The following is a 17,899-nucleotide window of genomic DNA, read 5'->3' as shown; positions in this document are numbered from 1 at the left end:
AGAGGTAACAAATATGGTTGGAGAAGAAGATATTCTGAACGATCTAGCTGCCGAAGGGTCTTATAATATTCCAGCTGAATCTAGTGTAAATCTGGATATCTTAAAATCAATTTTCGATGATATTCCTTTGATCATGATCCTCGTCAATCATAAGAGTAAAATTGAAAACATTAATCAAGCTGCTACTATTGGATTAGGGAAGGAAAAAAAAGATAGTTTTGGTCTTCTTGTTGGTGAAGCACTTAATTGTATGACTTCGTTCAAAGGGGCAGAGTGTGGGAAAAACAGAGAATGCTCTGAATGTATTATACGAAACTCTGTAATACACACTTTTGAAACCGGCAAGAATATTTACAAAAGGGAAGGTGAAGTGGAAACAGTAGTTAATGGCCAGCCTGTGACAATTTATTATTTTATTTCCACGATCCTTATACGAGATGAAAATGGTCCAAAGGTCGCATTGATAATTGATGACATATCAGAGATCAAAAAGACAAATCTACTCATAAAACGGAAACTTGAGATCGAAAGTATGGTAGCATCCATTTCGTCGAAGTTCATTTTCAGCAAGGATATAGATGCTAATATTGATTATGCTCTAGAGAAGATTTGCAATTTATGTGGGAGTAATAGAAGTTATATTTTTCAGTTTCGCGAGAATGGAACTCGAGCAGACAACACGCATGAATGTTGTGTGGATGGTGTTGAACCACAAAAAGAGAATCTTCAGGATGTATCCCTCGATCAATATCCATGGTGGATGAACAAACTATATCACGATGAAGCAATTCATATCAAAGACGTTTCAGCCCTTCCCCCTGAAGCATCAGCCGAGAAAGAGATACTTATGGCACAGGAAATACGATCATTGATCGTTTTGCCCCTGCACATAAAAAATAAACTTGCTGGTTTTATTGGAATTGACAATGTTCTGAGTGCCGGGGAATGTAACGAAAAGGATCTTGTTATTCTTAATATGGCAGCCCATATCATTGGATCGGCACTCGAAAGCAAGCAAGCGGATGTGGTATTGAAGAGAAGTGAAGAGAAATATTCAAATCTTGTGGAAAAAGGAAATGATGGGATCATTATCATTCAGGATTATGTACTTAAATATGCGAACAAAAAAATGTCGGATATTTCCGGATACTCAATTGAAGAGATAATTGGAAAGCCTTTCATTGAATTTGTTTCTCCCAAATATAGGGGCCTTGTAAAGGAGAGGTATGAAAAAAGAATATGTGGGGACCAAATTCCAAATTTTTATGAGATCGAGATCATCTCAAAGGTTGGTAAAAATGTTCTCGTGGAAATAAATGCATCCATCATAGAGTACGAAGGCAGACCTGCAGATATGGCAATTATTAGGGACCTGACCGAGCGGAAGCAGATCGAAAATGCTTTACAGATCTCCGAAGAAAAATATCATCGACTGTCCGAAAGCATAAATGATATCATCTTCAGTCTTGATCCTGACACGCTTGTAGCAACCTATGTAAACCCAGCTATCGAACAGATTTATGGTTATACTGTAGAAGAGTGGCTCAATGACCCGACCTTATGGTCGAACACGCTTTATCCTGAAGACCGGGAATGGGTAATTGCAAAGACGAAAGAGTTGCAAACAAAATTAGAAGATGGCGTTTTAGAATACCGCATCATAAGCAAAGACAAGACGATGCGGTGGGTAAAAGCAAAAGTAAATTGGGATAAGGACCAGCAGGGAAAACCGCTTTCACTGAATGGGATCATTTCTGATATAACTGAAACTGTAAAAGCACAGGAAACAATGCTGCAAGCAAAAATAATGGCCGAGGATACAAATAGATCCAAGTCAGAATTTATAATGAACATGAGCCATGAAATAAGGACACCTTTGAATTCGATAATAGGTTTCTCAAATGTTTTGCTTAAAAGATCCGAGGGTCTGGGTGAAAAACAGACAAAATATGTCAAAAATATACTATTTAATGGTAAACATTTGCTGGAGATCTTCAATGAGATCCTTACCACTTCAAAGATAGAATCCGGTGCAATGGAATTCCAGCCAAAAAAATTCATAATAACCGATGTAATTGCTGAAGTTGAAACCTCCATGATGTCCTTTGCTTTGGAAAAGAATATCATTTTGAACCATATTATCGATCCTGAGAATACGATCCTAAAAGCTGACAAATTCAAATTCAAGCATATAATCTATAACCTTGTGCATAATGCCATCAAATTCACACCCAATGGTGGGCATGTTACGATCGAAACAAAGAAATGTGGGGATTCAATGTGCTTTTTTGTAAAAGATACAGGTCCTGGAATTCCACCAAATGTTCAAAGCAAATTGTTCGAGCAATTTTTCCAAGTCGATTCTTCAACCACTCGGAAACATGGGGGTATTGGATTAGGGCTTAATATTGTAAAAAAGTTTGTGGAAGTACACGGCGGCAAGGTTTGGGTCGAAAGTGAAGTTGGAAAAGGAAGTACATTTGTATTCAGTATACCAATTGATCTTGAAAGTGCTGCTTGAGAATAGTGATCGTAATGATGCCTGATCGTTGAACCAAACATCATTTACATATTTTATATGATCATCAGAATAGTATCAGGCATGATCATGCACCCAGAAATTGCCATCGATGGTTATTTCTTTTTTCCATATGGGCACTTCTGATTTTACCCGTTCCAGTGTCTCACTGAGGGCTGCGAACAGTTGCTGGCGGTGGCCTGCTGCTATTACGATATATACGATATCTTCAAGTGGCATTATTCTTCCGGCCTTATGATGAATGAGAACATCGATGATACCATCTTGCTGCATAATTTCTTCCCTTATCTTTTGGATGCTGGCATCTGCAACCTTATCATATTTCTCGAATTCGAGCATCCGGGTCTCGTAATCCTCGTTATCCACCCTCACGATACCGATGAAAGTACCTATTCCGCCCGCCTTTACGATATCGGGATTTGCTCTTACCTGTTCTATAAGGGAATTGAGGGTGACGTGGTCTGGCTGTTCCATTAGCAGTTTGACAATATCTTTAAGATCCCAGTCGGCCTTTTCAGGAAGTCTTGCGATGACATTGGAAACGTTCTCATCCATGTCCCCGAGAACGACCTTTGCAACCTCACTATCCTTTGCACCTTCGACTATGGCAAAATCCATTCCCGCATCAGCAAGTTCATCCAGTGCTTTTTCAAAGGAGGGGTTGCGAGCAATGGTCACCAGTTCCCTGTCCGTGACGGCGGTGACCATGTCGGCACCGGAATCGAAATGTTTGCCGGTATCAGTATTCGGGTCATCAAGACGATGGTCAAGCATCAGTTTGACCGTTCCCACACGACCAAGGTCTGAAAGTTCCTTTACCATTCGGGTAACGAAGGTCGTTTTCCCTGTGTTCTTGTAACCTATGACTGAAATGACTTTCATGCCCATTCCTATTCCTGAATAATATATATAAGTAAGGGAAGGGGTGACAAAAGTTTATTCTTTCTAAAAATATAAAACCTAATCTTAAATCTCGATTGCTTTATATTACCAAAGAATATTACTCTGTTACATGTGTGGTTATCAGGTACGAATACATGACATGCCCTCGGAAGATAGGCCAAGGGAGCGCTTGTTGAAACATGGTCCCGGTTTTCTTTCCAATGCGGAACTGCTTTCCGTCATCCTTCGCACAGGTTCAAAGGATGAGAACGTGGTAAGTATGTCCAGTCGTATCCTCTCGGAATATAATCTGAAACAACTGAGCCAGGCGAACATCAGCCAGCTCACAAAGATACGGGGTATCGGTCCTGCCAAAGCTACCCAGATAGCAGCTGTCTTTGAACTGGCGAGAAAACTGGAGATATTCACAGATGATCCGAAAAGAAAGATACGCTCGGCAAACGATGTATATTCCCTGCTCTATCCCAGACATCGCGAATTGAAAAAAGAACATCTTACAGCCCTTTATCTTGATACGAAGAACAATATCATCAAGGAAGAGGTAATCTCCATTGGCAGCCTGAACGCAAACATCGTGCATCCGCGTGAAGTGTTCAAATCAGCTCTCATGGAATCCTCAGCATCCGTCATACTAACGCATAATCATCCCTCAGGTGACCCTGCACCAAGCAGAGAGGACATAGCCGTAACGGAAAAGCTCGTTGAAGGCGGAAAGATCCTTGGCATAAGTGTCCTGGACCATGTGATCATCGGGGATGGCAGGTATGTCAGTTTGAAAGAGGAAGGTTATATTAACTGATGGCTGAAAGTCTGCATTGAAGCAACCCATGATCACAAAGTTATTCTATTCTGGATAAATGGACTGGGCATAAGTGAGCACATCATATGGTGCGTTGATCTCTTCTGTGACCTCGTTTGGATCAGTGTGGGTAGACCATCTGACTGCATCAAAGTTGCCCTGGGTAGAACTGATAGCTGCAATGTATAGCTGCCTGTGGAATGGATCAGTACCTTCACAAAATAAAGATGCTGCCTATCAGGACAATACATACCGAATTCAAATTTTGTCCTTTAACAAAGTTACACCACTCGATGAAAGTGAGTCTAAATCGTTTTTTGATTTTTCGACATCAATTTTTTCGAATTGTTTTTTTGCATCTTCAATTGTAACTCCATTAAGCATGTTTGCCAAATCATCATCATTGACACCATCTCGAAAAGCATCAAAGACATCATTCTTGAAACCAATTACATGTCCTTTAATTGACCAATAAATTGTGCTAAGCAAGTATCCATATCCACTATATCCTAAATAAGGAACAGATTTCATTAACTTTAATTCAGAATTTAAAGTCCTAACAGATTTGAACACACCTTTATGGACTCCACCCGATTGAATCAAAGCTATATCTACACTTAACAAAAATGCACAAATATAGAATCTCTTTATATATTCATCATTGGTTTTATCAGAAAGAACGTAGTCGGAACTATATATAAGCTCATTATAAGAATCAACTACAGGTAAATATTTTTCACCCTTATTAACAAGCGAAATAAAATAATTATGCGATGCCTGATCTAGAGGAATGTGTTTAAACTCATGATCCATCTGCTCATTAAGAATATCTAAAATCCGATTTATTCTGTTCATTTCTGATTTATAGTTCCCATATTCTTTCAATGAATGACCATCCAATGGTTTCAACCCATAATTCTCCATTTCTTGCGAAACGGTGTGTGCTGTTTCTGAGGCCATCTCTTTTTCATATGCATAATCATGGGTTTCAATAGTTTTAAGGATGTTAATCAATTCTTTATCATAGTTTGTACCTATATCAGATTCAGCAATTTCCTGGAACTGATTTATATTAGATATAATAGTTGTATCCCGGATATGGTTTTCATAATCAATATTTTGTGAGTTTGAAATAGAAACGCATCCACTATTGCTTAGTATTACAAGAATTATAGTGAATACAAAAACACGATGTCTTAAAAATACATAATTTTGCATGAGATCACATTGTAAAAAAGAGAATGTAGAATTAATTAAAAATTCTACTTTATACTCATTCGTTCAGATAATTATCGACACTTGCCTTTAGCTCATCAACAAAATCATATATCTCATTCAGATCTGAAATTGGATTCTTCACTTCATTCTTCCCTTTATCCACGGTAGCGAAGTACTTTTGTTTTGTGTTGAAATAGAATCTACAAATTGGTTTGCGATTGTTATCATCAAAAAGTACACCACAATAGCTCTTTGTGTCCCTCATAACAATCTTTTTAGAATCAACAACTTCTCGAAGAATTCCACGAACGATTAGGAAAGCTTCCATTTCTTCTTCAGTTGTTACAACACCATCATCCACAGATGAAGATTCCTCTTCTTGCTCTATAGTAGATGCATCAGTTACTTTGATGGAATTACTTTCATTCGCCATTGCCGATTTCAAACGTTCATTAATGGTTTCATTGATGAATTGATTGAATGCATTTTTAGTAATTGAACTGAATTTTTCTCGAATTTGTGGAGTTAATCTGCCACCATAAACACGAGTCGCAAATAACTTGATAAAATCTTCTGAAGGAGATTTCAATTCAGTGGAAAGGTTTTGTTTAATCTCTTTCGTATATTTTAATTCACTTGCAACATTTGTGAGTTCATCGAGATTAAATGCTTCTTTTTTGAATCTTTTCAGTTCATTGATTAACGGTTCACGTATATTGTTTAAATCAACTTCCAAAAATGGTTTATCATCCATCTTGTTGGTTGCTTCGAGATCGGAGAAAAACTTATAGATGATACCATTAGTCAAAATTCCGATTTTAGCTTCGGTCACACTAAAATATCTAAACAATTGGGATGCGTGGTCTGGTGTTAAATCTGAATCGATACTTTTGCACTCGATTAGGAGTATGGGCACACCATCTTTGAAGATCGCATAATCGACCTTTTCACCCTTTTTTGTACCATGGTCAGCAGTAAACTCTGGAACAACTTCAGTGGGGTCAAAAACATTGTAACCGAGTATGTTTATCATCGGCATGACCAATGCATTTTTTGTAGCTTCTTCTGTTTGTATGTTTTGACTGTGTGTTGGAATCTTCTTTGCTAATGCTTTGATTTCATCTATAAAATCCAAATATATCCCACCTTATATGTTTTGTTTCAACTGCAGCCTTAAACGATTCAGAAATTATTGTATTTCCTATCTTAAAATTTGCAAATCAGTATTATGTGAACTTTTGATAGTTACATTAGTTTTGTATCGCTTTACAAATGTAAATAAAAGTACTATCAACAGAATTTTAACAATATATAAAATCTCTGTTTCGTAATTGTAGTTTAATGTTGGTTGCTTAAACAAATTTTAAGAATTACTGCAATGTGCTGTCAATTTCTGATAAAATACAAATGCTGGCGATTAGGACAGTACATATCTAATATTTCTGCAACAACTGGATATTCTTCTTCACGTATCACGAGCTTTTAACAAAAGCTTTAAACCATTACCCATAATTCATCCAATCAGATGAAAGAAGTAGAACTTACAGATCCCTATACGATCCCCTACAGGGGCATCTATGTGGTCTGTGATGAAAATAACGAGTATGCAGAGATCATAGAGCATACGAATTGCTATAGTGGTGCTGCATGGTCACGCTTCCATTATGCCCGGTCACCCCTTGTACAGAAGGCACGTGCAGTGGGCAACATGAGCCGATACCTCGTGAAAGCTGATGTTTGCGATCTTACACTTAAGCCATCTGTGGCTGCTGCAGGGATAGAATCTGTTGTGGTTGACGGGGATGAGGTATCCATAACCTATGCAGGTCTTGGAGGCGGAGGCGTGGGTGCCACGAAATGCAGGGCATTTGCACAGGGAGTGCTACGCTATGATGTGGGTGACTCAGGTGGCGGAAAGGCTGCCAAGGGCACCATAGTCGTTCCAAGGCGGCAGCGTGTACTTATCGGGATAGATGACACCGATACAAAGGAAGAGGGTGCTACGTGGTCAATGACACACAACATTGCTATGGCACTAAATAGCAATGAATCCGTCTATCTTTCCCATTCCCTTGTTCAATTGTTCCCGGTCTCGGCTAAGACACAGAACTGCGTATCCACAGTGCTTGAATTTGGCTGTGTGAGCGAAGAGGCGAAGCAAGAGCTCCTTAAGGACATGAAAAATGCACTGCTCAAATACAGTGTGTCCGATGAGACCGGAATGGTGGTACTTTCCTCGTTCGATACATCCCATATGGAAGAATACAGCACCATGTGTCGCAGCGGTGAGCTGACCAAGGACATTGCAATGGAACATGCAGAGAAGAATGGTGTGGATGTCTGGCTCGATGGTAATGGCGTTATAGGTGCATTGGCATCCCTTGCATGGTTTGCCCGTCCTGATGAATCGATCGATCTGGAAGCTAAGTTATGAACGCTCCTGAGGGTCAGAATGGACTTGTGGAGGTCACGGGGCTTGAAGCCCTTTATGCTGCAGCCATGGACTGTGGTGTAAAGATGATAACGGCAGTTGCCGGATTTCCCACAACAGCCGTGATCGAACATTTTGAAAAGAACTCTCCCGCTGACGTCACCACTCTGTGGATGACCAACGAGAAGGCTGCACTGGAGACGGCACTCGGTGCTTCCGTTTCAGGCAGAAGGGCATTGACCATCACAAAACACGTTGGCATGAATGTCCTTTCCGACCCTCTCGTGACCTCTGTCACACATACGATTGGCGCAGGACTTGTAATAATCGCAGGCGATGATCCGGGGGTACTTGCTTCCCAGAACGAGCAGGACTCCCGCTGGTATGGGGAAGTTGCCGAAGTTGCGGTGTTCGATCCATCGAACCCGGGTGCTACATACAGGTCACTTATCAGAGCATTCGAACTCTCCGAAAGTACAAAGACCCCGGTTATAGTCAGGATAACGGACCGTCTGGAAAAAGCCACAGGTCCTGTCACAAGATCCGGGGAAATTAAGAAGACAGAAGCTACATTTGACAGGTCTGTCTGGAAGCTGACAATGCGTGGCAAACACCAGCATTTCCACATAAATGTACAGCCATTGCTTGTGGATGAAGCAGAGAACACTTCTCTGACACGATATGTTAAAGCAGGCAAGACAGGCATAATCTCTTCTGGCTATCCCTCTTTGCTTGTAGATGAGCTATTGTCCGAAAGACAGCTTGAGGTTTCGCATCTTTCACTTAATGTTGTATCTCCGCTTCCTGTCAGGAAATTAAGGGATTTCATATCCGACCATGAAAGAGTTCTCGTTGTTGAGGAAAGTGAAGCCTTTATCGAATCCCACATCAGTATCTGTAAGAACGTGCTGGGAAAAATGAGCGGGCATCTCCCATATGGTCGCATTGAAAAAGAGCAGATCGGTTTTGCGATCGAGAACATCGATAAGGATAAGGTAACTGAATATACTTTTATTGAGGCCATTGGTGAAAGGGGTTCACGTTCTTTGTGCGAGGACTGTCTTTTCCTGCCAGTCTATAGAATGCTCCATGATCTTGATATTTTCATAGCAGGTGATATGGGCTGCTCCATACGCAGTGCTCCTGCACCCCTTGAAGCCGTTGATGTAGGATTTGCACTTGGTGCTGCTATTTCCACAGCTACAGGTTTCGATAAAAAGTCCGTTGCTGTCATAGGTGACTTCGGACTGTCACATTCCGGCATCGTAGGCCTGATAAATGCTGTCGAGAACAAACGTGACGTGCTCGTTATGGTGCTGGACAACAGGACAGCAGCAATGACAGGCGGACAATCCACACCTGACCTTACGGAAGCTGTAAAAGCGCTCTGTGATGATGTCACTGTCTTTGAGTTCAATGATCCGGAGCTTGCTGGTAGCAGGATAAAGGAACTTGAAGGGCTTGTAAAGGACAAGCTTGCAGTAAAAGGCATTTCGGTTATCTATGTCAGGGCTGAATGTGTTCTGTATAGTTGAAGAATGAGGGATGGCTTTTTTGTTTGTTCGGTTTATGGTCCACGCATTTTTTCTGAGTTACAATTACTCAGGAAAACACAACTCTTCTAAATGTTTGATTTTTCTGTGAGTTTGAATCTTACTTTCCGCATAGCAAGTTGGGGATATAAGTAACTAAGAAAAATGGAACTCTTCTAAAAATTCAAATAGTTAGTAGGATTTCTACAGAGCCGAAAAATCAGTTTCATCCCATAGCAACAAAAAAGTATAGTTAACATTTACTCGATTATGCAAGGATGAAAAGGAAAATAAACTGATGAGTTGTATTAGTATTATTGGGGGATCGAATCTATTATGACCATAAATCAAAGGAAACAAATGATTAAAATTATCACAGCAGTAACTTTTCTGATAATGATTGTTGTCAATTCACTGGCTAATATTCTCCCGATAAATGGAATGGATACTGGCCAGGTCTCAGACTCCTATCCCAATCTTTTTGCCCCTGCCGGAGCGACTTTTGCGATATGGGGACTTATATATCTATTACTGGCAGGTTATACACTTTACCAGCTTGGTATTTTTCAGGGAAATACAACTTCCGGCAAGACTGAGCTCATGAATAAAATTGGAATACTATTTTCAGTATCTTCCATTGCCAATGCATCATGGATCTTCGCATGGCACTATGACATAATCCCATTATCCATGTTGCTGATGGTTGTGATCCTCATTTGTCTGATCCTGATAAATCAACTGACATGCAGGGAACAGTTTTCTAATACCGAATATTTCTTTATCAGGCTTCCATTTAGCGTTTACTTCGGATGGATCACAGTAGCAACCATTGCTAATGCTACTATACTTCTTGTTAGCTGGGGCTGGAAAGATTTTATTTTGAGTGACACTTCCTGGACTGTTATAGTAATTGCTATTGGACTTTTTATCGGCCTTGCAACCATGCTGAAAAACAGAGATGTTGCCTACGGACTTGTTATTGTTTGGGCTTATGCAGGAATATTACTAAAGCACACATCCCCGGAAGGATTTGGATCTCAATACCCTGCAATTATCAATACAACGATCGTCTGTATTATATTATTACTTCTTGCCGAAGTTTATCTCTTAATTTCAAAAAAGAAAATTCAGAATGGGAGTAACTGAAAATTTAAGAAATTTGTAGAACCAAACCAGAGGCTCATATTAACATAAGCACAGATGCTCTAAATGAGAGCACAATACAATCACAAGTAATGCTGGAAATGAGGATATGGGCAACCACTTGATATCATCTATAACAGCATAAATCTTATTTTTTTAATTTTTGTCACCAGACTCTTTAATTCAAAAATACTGTCAAAAAAGAGTTTAGGGACATTTGTTCTCATCTCATAAGAAACAAACGAGGGAAGTGACACGTGAAAAACTCGGATCAATCGCACTTGTTCCACTTTGACAACGTAAAAGAAAAAACATCAAGGGAAGATATAGAAAGAAAACGATGCATGAATTTGATGATGAAATATATCCTCTGCGAAATCAGAGTGAAACGATGTTTTCAGTATTGAAAAGGAGATATGGGGAGAAATTAGGTGCAAGAAAGTATAGAAATCAGGTAAAAGAAGTAAAATTCAAAGTGATATTACACAATCTTGATAGGTATGTCAAGACTGTGTTTTTCGTTTGGATGAGGATTTCTACAGGGCCGTTTAATAAACTCCACCTAACTACATAAAAAAATAAAAAATGACAAATGATTTTTGGAAGTGTGGCGGAAATATTTACTTTACATAAAGAACTTAATATTTATCCCTTAGTTCAATGTCCTGTCAAAGAATGTAACCATCTGCCAGTAAGCATCCTCGGCTTCAAAACTCTGTGACAGTTGGCCATTCTCAAGCATGAAACCATGTGGTTGACCCTGATATACCTTCAATTCAAAGTATTTGCCGGCGGTATCCAGTTCAGTGCAATATCTGTAGATATCCGATATATTGCTGGCCTGGTCACTCGTCCCGTGGATGATCAACATGGGAGCATCAAGCCCCTCGATCACGTCAGAAGGTGCAGCCGGTCGCTTCTCCTCTCCTCCTGAATATGGGAAACCATACCATGCGACCCCGGAATTGAAATCCTTGATTTCAGGAAGTAAGAGCATGGTATATCTTCCACCTGCACAGAAGCCTGTCAATCCGAGAAGATCAGTATTCACATCAGACCTTGTTTTTGCATAGTCAACAGAATCCCTTATCAATTGTTCTACAACTTCATCAGATGGAGATGTCTCAAAGGTCTGCCACTCAGGAGCCACTACCACATATCCATCAGAAGCAAACCTGTCGATAAGTTCGATATATCCTGGTTCCATTCCTCTGAATGAGTGTATCAGGACTATTGCCGGTTTTCTGTCTTCAGTTGTAGGTGCTGCTACGTACGTCGGATAACTTAGGTTAGCGCTGATGATCACTACTTCCGTACCTTCTGCTTGGAACTCTCTTGATCCTGTTAGCTCTTCAGTATTATCTGTCCTGTCATTGGCAGCTTCATTTGTATCATTGATACAACCGGATAAACTAACAAAGAATATCATTAACAGACAAATTATTAAATGTTTCATTTTAACCCCCGATAAAATATAAGATTCTATCTTATTTCTACGATGTGCCTGATTATGGCAAATCTAAAAGAGCTTGACAGGGTTAGATTTCTTAACATCAAAAAATACACTGGCCTTACGTATGTAAAAAATATCGATGAAAGGATGGAAGAACATGCAAAGCTGTTCGGATACAGTACATTTGACATTAGGAGTAATCAGAAAACATTTGAGAATTGTTATCTTTAAATAAAACAAAAAAATAAAATTAAAAATGATTTGTATTCGGATGTGACCTGCTTTTTATGAGCAAGTCACTCCACATATACGCTATTAGAGTTTGTTCTTCTGAAAAATGTAGAACGCATAACCATATTCATCCGGGCGTTCTCTGAAGAGTTTTATCTCTTTTCTGTTAAACTCAAGTATCATTTCTGCCTCAGTGTTTCCTTTATAGGTATCACTGATTTCATCAACTCTTTTTTCCAGATTGTCATAAAACTCGTACCAGACAGAAACTGGCAGTTTAAAGTGATCAATGACATCATATCCTACTGCCGCAATAACTTTTTCAGTATCAGGTATATTCATGATACCTGGATATATTTCCTGCCAGAATTCAACAACTTCTGAAGAAGGGTCATCCGTGAACCATGTGTTCTCTGTCACTGCCATATGCCCCCCTTCTTTCAGGAACTGTTTCCAGTAGCTAATTCCTTTCTCAAAACCAAGGATAAAGATGGAGCCTTCTGCCCAAATGACATCGAATTCCTCTGCCTCAAAAGGCAGATCATCCATGGAAGCGCAAACTGTGGTAATCCTGTCATTTAATCCTTCTTTAGCCGCATTTTCCATCAGTGTGTCAAGAAAAGGCTGGTAAATGTCTGTCGCAGTGATGTGACAATTGTTGCAAATCCTCGCAAGATGTATTGTCTGCATACCTACACCACAACCAATGTCAAGGATCTTAGTTCCTGCAGGAAGGGAAGAAAGCAAATTAAAGGCTTTTTCCGTACATTCGTTACTGCCAGGACCCTGTCTGGGTAAACCGTCAAATATCTCAAAAATAACTGATTCCATTTTTACACCTATGCTCATCATTTATTTTGCTTTATATAAATATGTAATAAAGTCAATATGACTTTTTGACAATTATAATTTTATATGTTCAAGCAGTGATTCTTAATATCACACAGAATATATAACAATTTTACTTTACAATAAACTCAGAAGTAGTGAAAAGATGGATGAAAAGTTACTTGCAAATATCGGTTTAAACAAATATGAGAGGTCTGTTTACTGGACTCTTTTGAAAAAGAATGATCTGGAAGCAAGTAAATTATCACAGCTATCACGAGTTCCCATTGGAAAGATCTATGAGATTTTGAGGGATTTGAACAAGTATGGCCTTGTGGAGATCCAACCTTCAAGGCCACGAAAATACAGGACTGTTGATCCGAAAATTGCTTTTGAACTCATGTACAAAAGAAGAGAAGAAGAAGCACTCAATGAGCTCAAACTACTCAGGGAAACATTTGCTGAAATTGAACGGCAACTTTCCAATGGCGATTCTCCAAAGCATGTTGAAACAATATTCTGGCCCGACAAGTTCCATGATAGTGAACTAAAAGAGATGGTGAATTCATTTTTAGGGGATATTGAGCATGAGCTATGTGTTGTTACTCCCCTTAAGTACAAGCCAGGAGTATCAGAACAATATGATGATTCAATGTCAGTATTCAGCAAGGCTTACTTAAATTTGGCACAACGTGGCATTCATGTTAAAATTATAGATTCCTACTCTCAACTGTTACCGTCAATAAAAGAACTTATTAATTCAATAGAAGATGAATCAGTCAAAAGTAATTTTCATAAATTCATGGAAATAAGAATTTTGGAAACAAAGCATGATTTTGTAATCTTTGATTCAAAGACCATCTTCCTTGATATTGAAGATCAGGTTAATAAGGGTACTAGTCTCGGCATGACACAAATTCGGGATGAGGCATATACAAAGCGTTTCAAAGCTAAATTCGACGACCTCTGGACTAAGGGGAAGCGATTCAATTTCACATAAACTGGTCCAGGTTATGAGCTTCTGATTGATGCCTGCTAGTTTGTAACCTCATTGAATTGTTGCATAATACTTTTTGAATAAATTGTAATTTAATCAATGACCAAATAATTTCCGAAGCTATCGATCTTTTTGAAAAACAGGTCAGCCTTATGCAGTCCATGAGGACATATGATACAAACGAGGATAAAAAGTATGATATCTCACTTATTCCAGCTCAATCAGCTATTGATGACATGCTCGATCCTCTATGTCACGCAAAGCGTTTCGAAATTCTAAAAGCAATTTCCGGTCAGTCAATGAGCTTTTCAGCCCTTTCCAAACTCACAGACCTTCGTGGAGGAAACCTTTTGTTCCATCTCCAGAAATTGTCTGATAGTGGAATGATCATCCAGCAACATGAAAGAGGTGATTATATGATCACTGGTAAAGGATTCAGGGTGATGGAAGGTATTAGTGATATTTATTTTTCACTCAGCAGTGACGAAAATTAAGTATGGATCATGGAAAAAGAAGAAGAAAAATGATTATGCGGTGATCTCCTTCTCTTTATCTTCGAGATCTTTATTCTTGATCAAGTTCTTAATATTTTCTGACAAGATGAACAGGTGTTCATTAAGATCCATCTTATCACTCCGTTTTTAAATGTAATTTATTTATTACGTTTTGTAGAGAACAGTCTATCTCTGTACACACCATCACGCATATCCTGCAATGCTGCACTGTACACAATAACTGCTCCAACCAAAACTATAGTCCACTGCATTATGTCTGTCCAGTTCATCGGCTGCACTATTACATAGATATTAATATAGATTGTGGTTTATTTTAGAAGTTCCCTTCGTATAGGCATCGACACACTATTGTGCGGGGATATGGGTAACTAGGAAAAACCGAACTCTTTTAATTTTATAGTAAACTGCTTTGTAAAACCAAGAATATATAATAAGTGGGACTTCTAATAAACAATTCAACATAAGTATAAATGGATTCAATAATTGATAATTTATTCCTCTCTATCCGAATATTTCATCAAGATTCTTTTCATAGCAGGTTCATGGCAGAAAGATCAACAATAAACCTGCTAACTCTCTTAATTTAAGGAGACCTGCTTGTGAGCAGCTTTTATGCTAAAATATCAGGGGGGAAGCATTGATCTTTTTATATTGAACAATGGGTCTCCTGTATCTCAGATATGCCATTGATCTTCTTCAATGCATTTTTAGATCGTAGGAACATGGACAGCATCTCAAGTTCATCATAAGGTATCTGCATTTCTTGCAGGGATTCTCTGGAATAGAAATCCGAAGCTTCCGTTGCATAAGACTCAAGGCTCATCTCCCATTGCAGCAGTTTTTCAACTTTTTCAGCAGCAGGAATATCTGCTATCGATATTGTGTCCATTGCCCAGGATGATATGTCTTTTATGATCATAAAACCCAATGGACATGGTTGTAATCCCAATGATATCCCTGAATCGTTCACTTTGAATGGGTACATACCACAAACAGTTAGTCTTTTTTCATAGATGTCACACCTGTTAGCCGGGTTAAGAAAAGAACATGGGCTGGTCATAACATAAAGAGCCGGAACAAGAATATCACTTTTAATATCCTTCGTTCTTTCATGATCATTTTCTTTTAGAAGGTTGAACTCATCTTCGAATATATGGACCCGACCATTCCTGCAACATTCTGCCTTACAGGTATCAGGGCATTCATAATGTTGAAGAATGTTCTGTATCACATTGTAGCGAATAGCTTTTTTTACCATCATAATAGAGTTCAAAATACTTAAGCTCCATTTTTAGAAATTATTTTATAATTTAAAAACTAGAAGTAGCTTCAATAAGGATATAGCACATATATAGAGACTTTGCTTTATTAAAAATGGATATAATACGTTTTTTACGTTTATAATTATTAATAATAGCTCCATTGTTTTTAAAAATAAATAAGAACATAATAATAAGATTTTAAAGTCTAAATTTTACATTTTGAAGATATAAATAAAAAATAAATAAAAATAATTAATTTTAAAACATTAATTATAATTATATATCAATTCAAAGCTATTTAATAGCTTTTTTTGTTTATTAATAAATTAAATATGAATATTTTAGAAAATAAAGCATTAATAACCTGTATATTCTTAAAAATGAGATGAAATATCTATATGGATATTCAGACTGTTATTTCTCTTGATTTGTCCTTCTTGAGTTCTTTGTCTGTTATGAACCATGGAGAAAATGAGTTGGACCATACAAGCAAGTTAATTTCACAGTGTCATTATCCATCCTGGTCCTCCTTCCCCAGTAGGTCTATGAGGTCCCGACAAATAAGAAAATAAAAGAAAAAATGATGTCGACAAGGCTCGCAAACCTTATCTCCATTTTTTTAGTTCAAATTGGCCCTTTGGTTAGTTGCGATATAAACAACACCTTCGCAGATGTTGCATGCATGGTCAGCAATACGTTCCAGATATCTGAGGACAAAGATAAGATCGACTGCATTCGGTATCAGTGCAGCATCCTCTATCATCAGGTTCACCAGTTTTTGCCAGGTGGAATAGAACAATCTGTCAACTTGACTGTCTTCTTCAGCAGTAGCCTTCGCAAGTTCAGCATCATTTTCAGCATAGGCTTTCATTGAATTTTCCATCATCATTTGTGTAATGGATGCGATAGTGTTTATCTCCTCCAATGGTATGACGTGTTCGCCTTCAATCTTACTGACAAGTTCTGCTATGTTCACTGCAAAATCGCTCATTCTTTCAAGGTCGATGGCGATCTTGTAAGAAGCGGTTATCAAACGAAGGTCCTTTGCCATTGGTTGCTGCAAAGCCAGTAAGTGTACTGTAGCTTTCTCGACATCATATTCAAGCTCATCAACAATGGAATCCATCTCAATGACATTCTTTGCAAGTTCAAGGTCAAGATCTTCCAACGCCTGTACGGAATCGACCAGCATTTTCTGGGATAATTCTCCCATCTCCTGAATTTCCGACCTGAGGTCATCAAGTCGTTGATTAAATATTTCTCTGACCATGATATCAACCGAACCTTCCGGTTATGTAATCCTCGGTGCTCTTCACCTGCGGATCTTCAAATATATGTTTTGTCCTTCCAAACTCGATAAGTTCTCCAAGGAGGAAGAACGCTGTATGGTCGGAAATACGTGCTGCCTGTTGCATATTGTGTGTAACGATCACAATTGTATAATCTTTTTTTAGCTCAAGGATAAGATCCTCGATCTTGGAAGTGGATATGGGGTCAAGAGCACTGCAGGGTTCATCGAACAATATTATTTCAGGTTTGACGGCAAGTGTTCTTGCAATGCATAACCTTTGCTGTTGTCCGCCACTAAGCGCAAATGCCTTTTCTCCAAGCCTGTCTTGGACCTCTCCCATAAGGGCAGCATCTTCGAGTGCCTGGTGTACCCTTTCTTCGGTCTCTGACTTGGAACAACCGTGTATCTTCGGACCATAGGCAATGTTATCATAGATGGACATGGGGAAAGGGTTTGGCTTCTGGAAGACCATTCCAACCTTTTTCCTCAGCTCAACGACATCCAGATCTTTATCATAGATGTTCTCACCATCGACAAGTACTTCGCCCTCTATCCGGCATGATTTAACCAGGTCGTTCATACGGTTCAGGCATCTGAGAAAAGTGGATTTTCCACAACCTGAAGGACCTATCAAAGCAGTAACGCTTTTTTCCGGTATGTCAAGTGAAATATCCTTGAGCGCGTGTTTTTCACCATACCAGAGATTGAGGTCTTTAATATTGATATTCGTATTAATTTCATTTTTAGACATAAGATC

General features: G+C 38.8%; 16 protein-coding genes and 1 pseudogene. 9 read left to right on the top strand and 8 right to left on the bottom strand.

Annotation, left to right across the window (positions count from 1 at the left end; all coding sequences use genetic code 11):
• Positions 1-13 precede the first annotated feature (13 nt).
• The gene (locus AC20MK_RS06210) at positions 14-2,521 is read left to right on the top strand and encodes a sensor histidine kinase (RefSeq protein WP_487355013.1); all 2,508 of its coding nucleotides are present in this window, start codon (positions 14-16) and stop codon (positions 2,519-2,521) included.
• Between the two features lie 75 nt (positions 2,522-2,596).
• Here AC20MK_RS06210 and AC20MK_RS06205 read toward each other — a convergent pair whose 3' ends face one another.
• On the bottom strand, positions 2,597-3,421 hold the full coding sequence (locus AC20MK_RS06205) for a molybdopterin synthase (protein ID WP_487355012.1): 825 nt from the start codon (positions 3,419-3,421) through the stop codon (positions 2,597-2,599).
• 130 nt (positions 3,422-3,551) lie between these two features.
• Between AC20MK_RS06205 and radC the strand changes: the two genes are divergently transcribed.
• Positions 3,552-4,241, top strand: a complete 690-nt coding sequence (gene radC, locus AC20MK_RS06200; RefSeq protein ID WP_250869092.1) for a RadC family protein — start codon at positions 3,552-3,554, stop codon at positions 4,239-4,241.
• 258 nt (positions 4,242-4,499) lie between these two features.
• On the opposite strand, the gene AC20MK_RS06195 is transcribed toward radC, so the two are convergent.
• Both AC20MK_RS06195 and AC20MK_RS06190 read right to left on the bottom strand, forming a co-directional pair.
• Positions 4,500-5,459: a hypothetical protein gene (locus tag AC20MK_RS06195; protein WP_487355011.1), complete on the bottom strand. Its 960-nt coding sequence runs from the start codon at positions 5,457-5,459 to the stop codon at positions 4,500-4,502.
• A gap of 55 nt (positions 5,460-5,514) precedes the next feature.
• The gene (locus AC20MK_RS06190) at positions 5,515-6,594 is read right to left on the bottom strand and encodes a type I restriction endonuclease (protein ID WP_487355010.1); all 1,080 of its coding nucleotides are present in this window, start codon (positions 6,592-6,594) and stop codon (positions 5,515-5,517) included.
• 390 nt (positions 6,595-6,984) lie between these two features.
• Between AC20MK_RS06190 and mmp11 the strand changes: the two genes are divergently transcribed.
• The 4 genes and pseudogenes from mmp11 to AC20MK_RS06170 form a co-directional block, all read left to right on the top strand.
• Entirely contained in the window at positions 6,985-7,893 is a 909-nt protein-coding gene (gene mmp11, locus AC20MK_RS06185; RefSeq protein WP_487355009.1) for a methanogenesis marker protein 11, read from the top strand.
• Positions 7,890-9,425 carry a thiamine pyrophosphate-dependent enzyme gene (locus tag AC20MK_RS06180; RefSeq protein WP_487355008.1) on the top strand — a complete coding sequence of 512 codons (1,536 nt, stop codon included), beginning with the start codon at positions 7,890-7,892 and terminating at the stop codon, positions 9,423-9,425. Before mmp11 ends, AC20MK_RS06180 begins: the two co-directional genes overlap by 4 nt.
• 333 nt (positions 9,426-9,758) lie before the next feature.
• Positions 9,759-10,568 carry a tryptophan-rich sensory protein gene (locus AC20MK_RS06175; RefSeq protein WP_487355007.1) on the top strand — a complete coding sequence of 270 codons (810 nt, stop codon included), beginning with the start codon at positions 9,759-9,761 and terminating at the stop codon, positions 10,566-10,568.
• Between the two features lie 244 nt (positions 10,569-10,812).
• Positions 10,813-11,139 (top strand): annotated as a pseudogene (locus AC20MK_RS06170) (transposase); the annotation flags it as partial.
• Positions 11,140-11,217: 78 nt separating this feature from the next.
• Here the strand turns inward: AC20MK_RS06170 and AC20MK_RS06165 are convergent.
• Positions 11,218-12,021, bottom strand: a complete 804-nt coding sequence (locus AC20MK_RS06165; protein ID WP_487355006.1) for a dienelactone hydrolase family protein — start codon at positions 12,019-12,021, stop codon at positions 11,218-11,220.
• Positions 12,022-12,075: 54 nt separating this feature from the next.
• Here AC20MK_RS06165 and AC20MK_RS06160 point away from each other — a divergent pair, with 54 nt between their 5' ends.
• A complete protein-coding gene (locus AC20MK_RS06160; protein ID WP_487355005.1) occupies positions 12,076-12,249 on the top strand; it encodes a hypothetical protein in 174 nt (57 codons plus the stop codon).
• Positions 12,250-12,333: 84 nt separating this feature from the next.
• Here the strand turns inward: AC20MK_RS06160 and AC20MK_RS06155 are convergent, their stop codons facing one another.
• A complete protein-coding gene (locus AC20MK_RS06155; protein WP_487355004.1) occupies positions 12,334-13,080 on the bottom strand; it encodes a class I SAM-dependent methyltransferase in 747 nt (248 codons plus the stop codon).
• A 163-nt stretch (positions 13,081-13,243) separates the two neighbouring features.
• Between AC20MK_RS06155 and AC20MK_RS06150 the strand changes: the two genes are divergently transcribed.
• Together AC20MK_RS06150 and AC20MK_RS06145 are read left to right on the top strand one after the other, a co-directional pair.
• Positions 13,244-14,077: a TrmB family transcriptional regulator gene (locus AC20MK_RS06150; RefSeq protein WP_487355003.1), complete on the top strand. Its 834-nt coding sequence runs from the start codon at positions 13,244-13,246 to the stop codon at positions 14,075-14,077.
• 158 nt (positions 14,078-14,235) lie between these two features.
• Complete coding sequence (locus AC20MK_RS06145) at positions 14,236-14,568, top strand: winged helix-turn-helix domain-containing protein (RefSeq protein ID WP_487355002.1); 333 nt, start codon at positions 14,236-14,238, stop codon at positions 14,566-14,568.
• A gap of 667 nt (positions 14,569-15,235) precedes the next feature.
• Here the strand turns inward: AC20MK_RS06145 and AC20MK_RS06140 are convergent.
• The 3 genes from AC20MK_RS06140 to pstB all read right to left on the bottom strand — a co-directional run bounded on the left by AC20MK_RS06140 (position 15,236) and on the right by pstB (position 17,893).
• Positions 15,236-15,850, bottom strand: a complete 615-nt coding sequence (locus tag AC20MK_RS06140; RefSeq protein ID WP_487355001.1) for a YkgJ family cysteine cluster protein — start codon at positions 15,848-15,850, stop codon at positions 15,236-15,238.
• A 620-nt stretch (positions 15,851-16,470) separates the two neighbouring features.
• Complete coding sequence (gene phoU, locus AC20MK_RS06135) at positions 16,471-17,121, bottom strand: phosphate signaling complex protein PhoU (RefSeq protein ID WP_487355000.1); 651 nt, start codon at positions 17,119-17,121, stop codon at positions 16,471-16,473.
• A 4-nt stretch (positions 17,122-17,125) separates the two neighbouring features.
• Positions 17,126-17,893 (bottom strand): phosphate ABC transporter ATP-binding protein PstB, encoded by a 768-nt coding sequence (pstB, locus tag AC20MK_RS06130; protein WP_487354999.1) that lies wholly within the window; start codon positions 17,891-17,893, stop codon positions 17,126-17,128.
• Between the last annotated feature and the right edge of the window lie 6 nt (positions 17,894-17,899).

This window comes from Methanococcoides sp. DA23 (assembly GCF_057593895.1).
The sequence above is the reverse complement of the archived record's forward strand: the minus strand, read 5'-3'. Positions and strand labels throughout refer to the sequence as shown.

What these genes read in the sequence shown, in the direction of transcription:
- AC20MK_RS06165 (WP_487355006.1), bottom strand. Translation starts at nt 12,021, where the DNA reads ATGAAACATTTAATAATTTGTCTGTTAATGATATTCTTTGTTAGTTTA.
- AC20MK_RS06175 (WP_487355007.1), top strand. Translation starts at nt 9,759, where the DNA reads ATGACCATAAATCAAAGGAAACAAATGATTAAAATTATCACAGCAGTA.
- AC20MK_RS06210 (WP_487355013.1), top strand. Translation starts at nt 14, where the DNA reads ATGGTTGGAGAAGAAGATATTCTGAACGATCTAGCTGCCGAAGGGTCT.
- AC20MK_RS06140 (WP_487355001.1), bottom strand. Translation starts at nt 15,850, where the DNA reads ATGATGGTAAAAAAAGCTATTCGCTACAATGTGATACAGAACATTCTT.
- AC20MK_RS06180 (WP_487355008.1), top strand. Translation starts at nt 7,890, where the DNA reads ATGAACGCTCCTGAGGGTCAGAATGGACTTGTGGAGGTCACGGGGCTT.
- AC20MK_RS06195 (WP_487355011.1), bottom strand. Translation starts at nt 5,459, where the DNA reads ATGCAAAATTATGTATTTTTAAGACATCGTGTTTTTGTATTCACTATA.
- AC20MK_RS06145 (WP_487355002.1), top strand. Translation starts at nt 14,236, where the DNA reads ATGAGGACATATGATACAAACGAGGATAAAAAGTATGATATCTCACTT.
- AC20MK_RS06160 (WP_487355005.1), top strand. Translation starts at nt 12,076, where the DNA reads ATGGCAAATCTAAAAGAGCTTGACAGGGTTAGATTTCTTAACATCAAA.
- radC (WP_250869092.1), top strand. Translation starts at nt 3,552, where the DNA reads ATGTGTGGTTATCAGGTACGAATACATGACATGCCCTCGGAAGATAGG.
- mmp11 (WP_487355009.1), top strand. Translation starts at nt 6,985, where the DNA reads ATGAAAGAAGTAGAACTTACAGATCCCTATACGATCCCCTACAGGGGC.
- AC20MK_RS06205 (WP_487355012.1), bottom strand. Translation starts at nt 3,421, where the DNA reads ATGAAAGTCATTTCAGTCATAGGTTACAAGAACACAGGGAAAACGACC.
- AC20MK_RS06155 (WP_487355004.1), bottom strand. Translation starts at nt 13,080, where the DNA reads ATGGAATCAGTTATTTTTGAGATATTTGACGGTTTACCCAGACAGGGT.
- phoU (WP_487355000.1), bottom strand. Translation starts at nt 17,121, where the DNA reads ATGGTCAGAGAAATATTTAATCAACGACTTGATGACCTCAGGTCGGAA.
- AC20MK_RS06150 (WP_487355003.1), top strand. Translation starts at nt 13,244, where the DNA reads ATGGATGAAAAGTTACTTGCAAATATCGGTTTAAACAAATATGAGAGG.
- pstB (WP_487354999.1), bottom strand. Translation starts at nt 17,893, where the DNA reads ATGTCTAAAAATGAAATTAATACGAATATCAATATTAAAGACCTCAAT.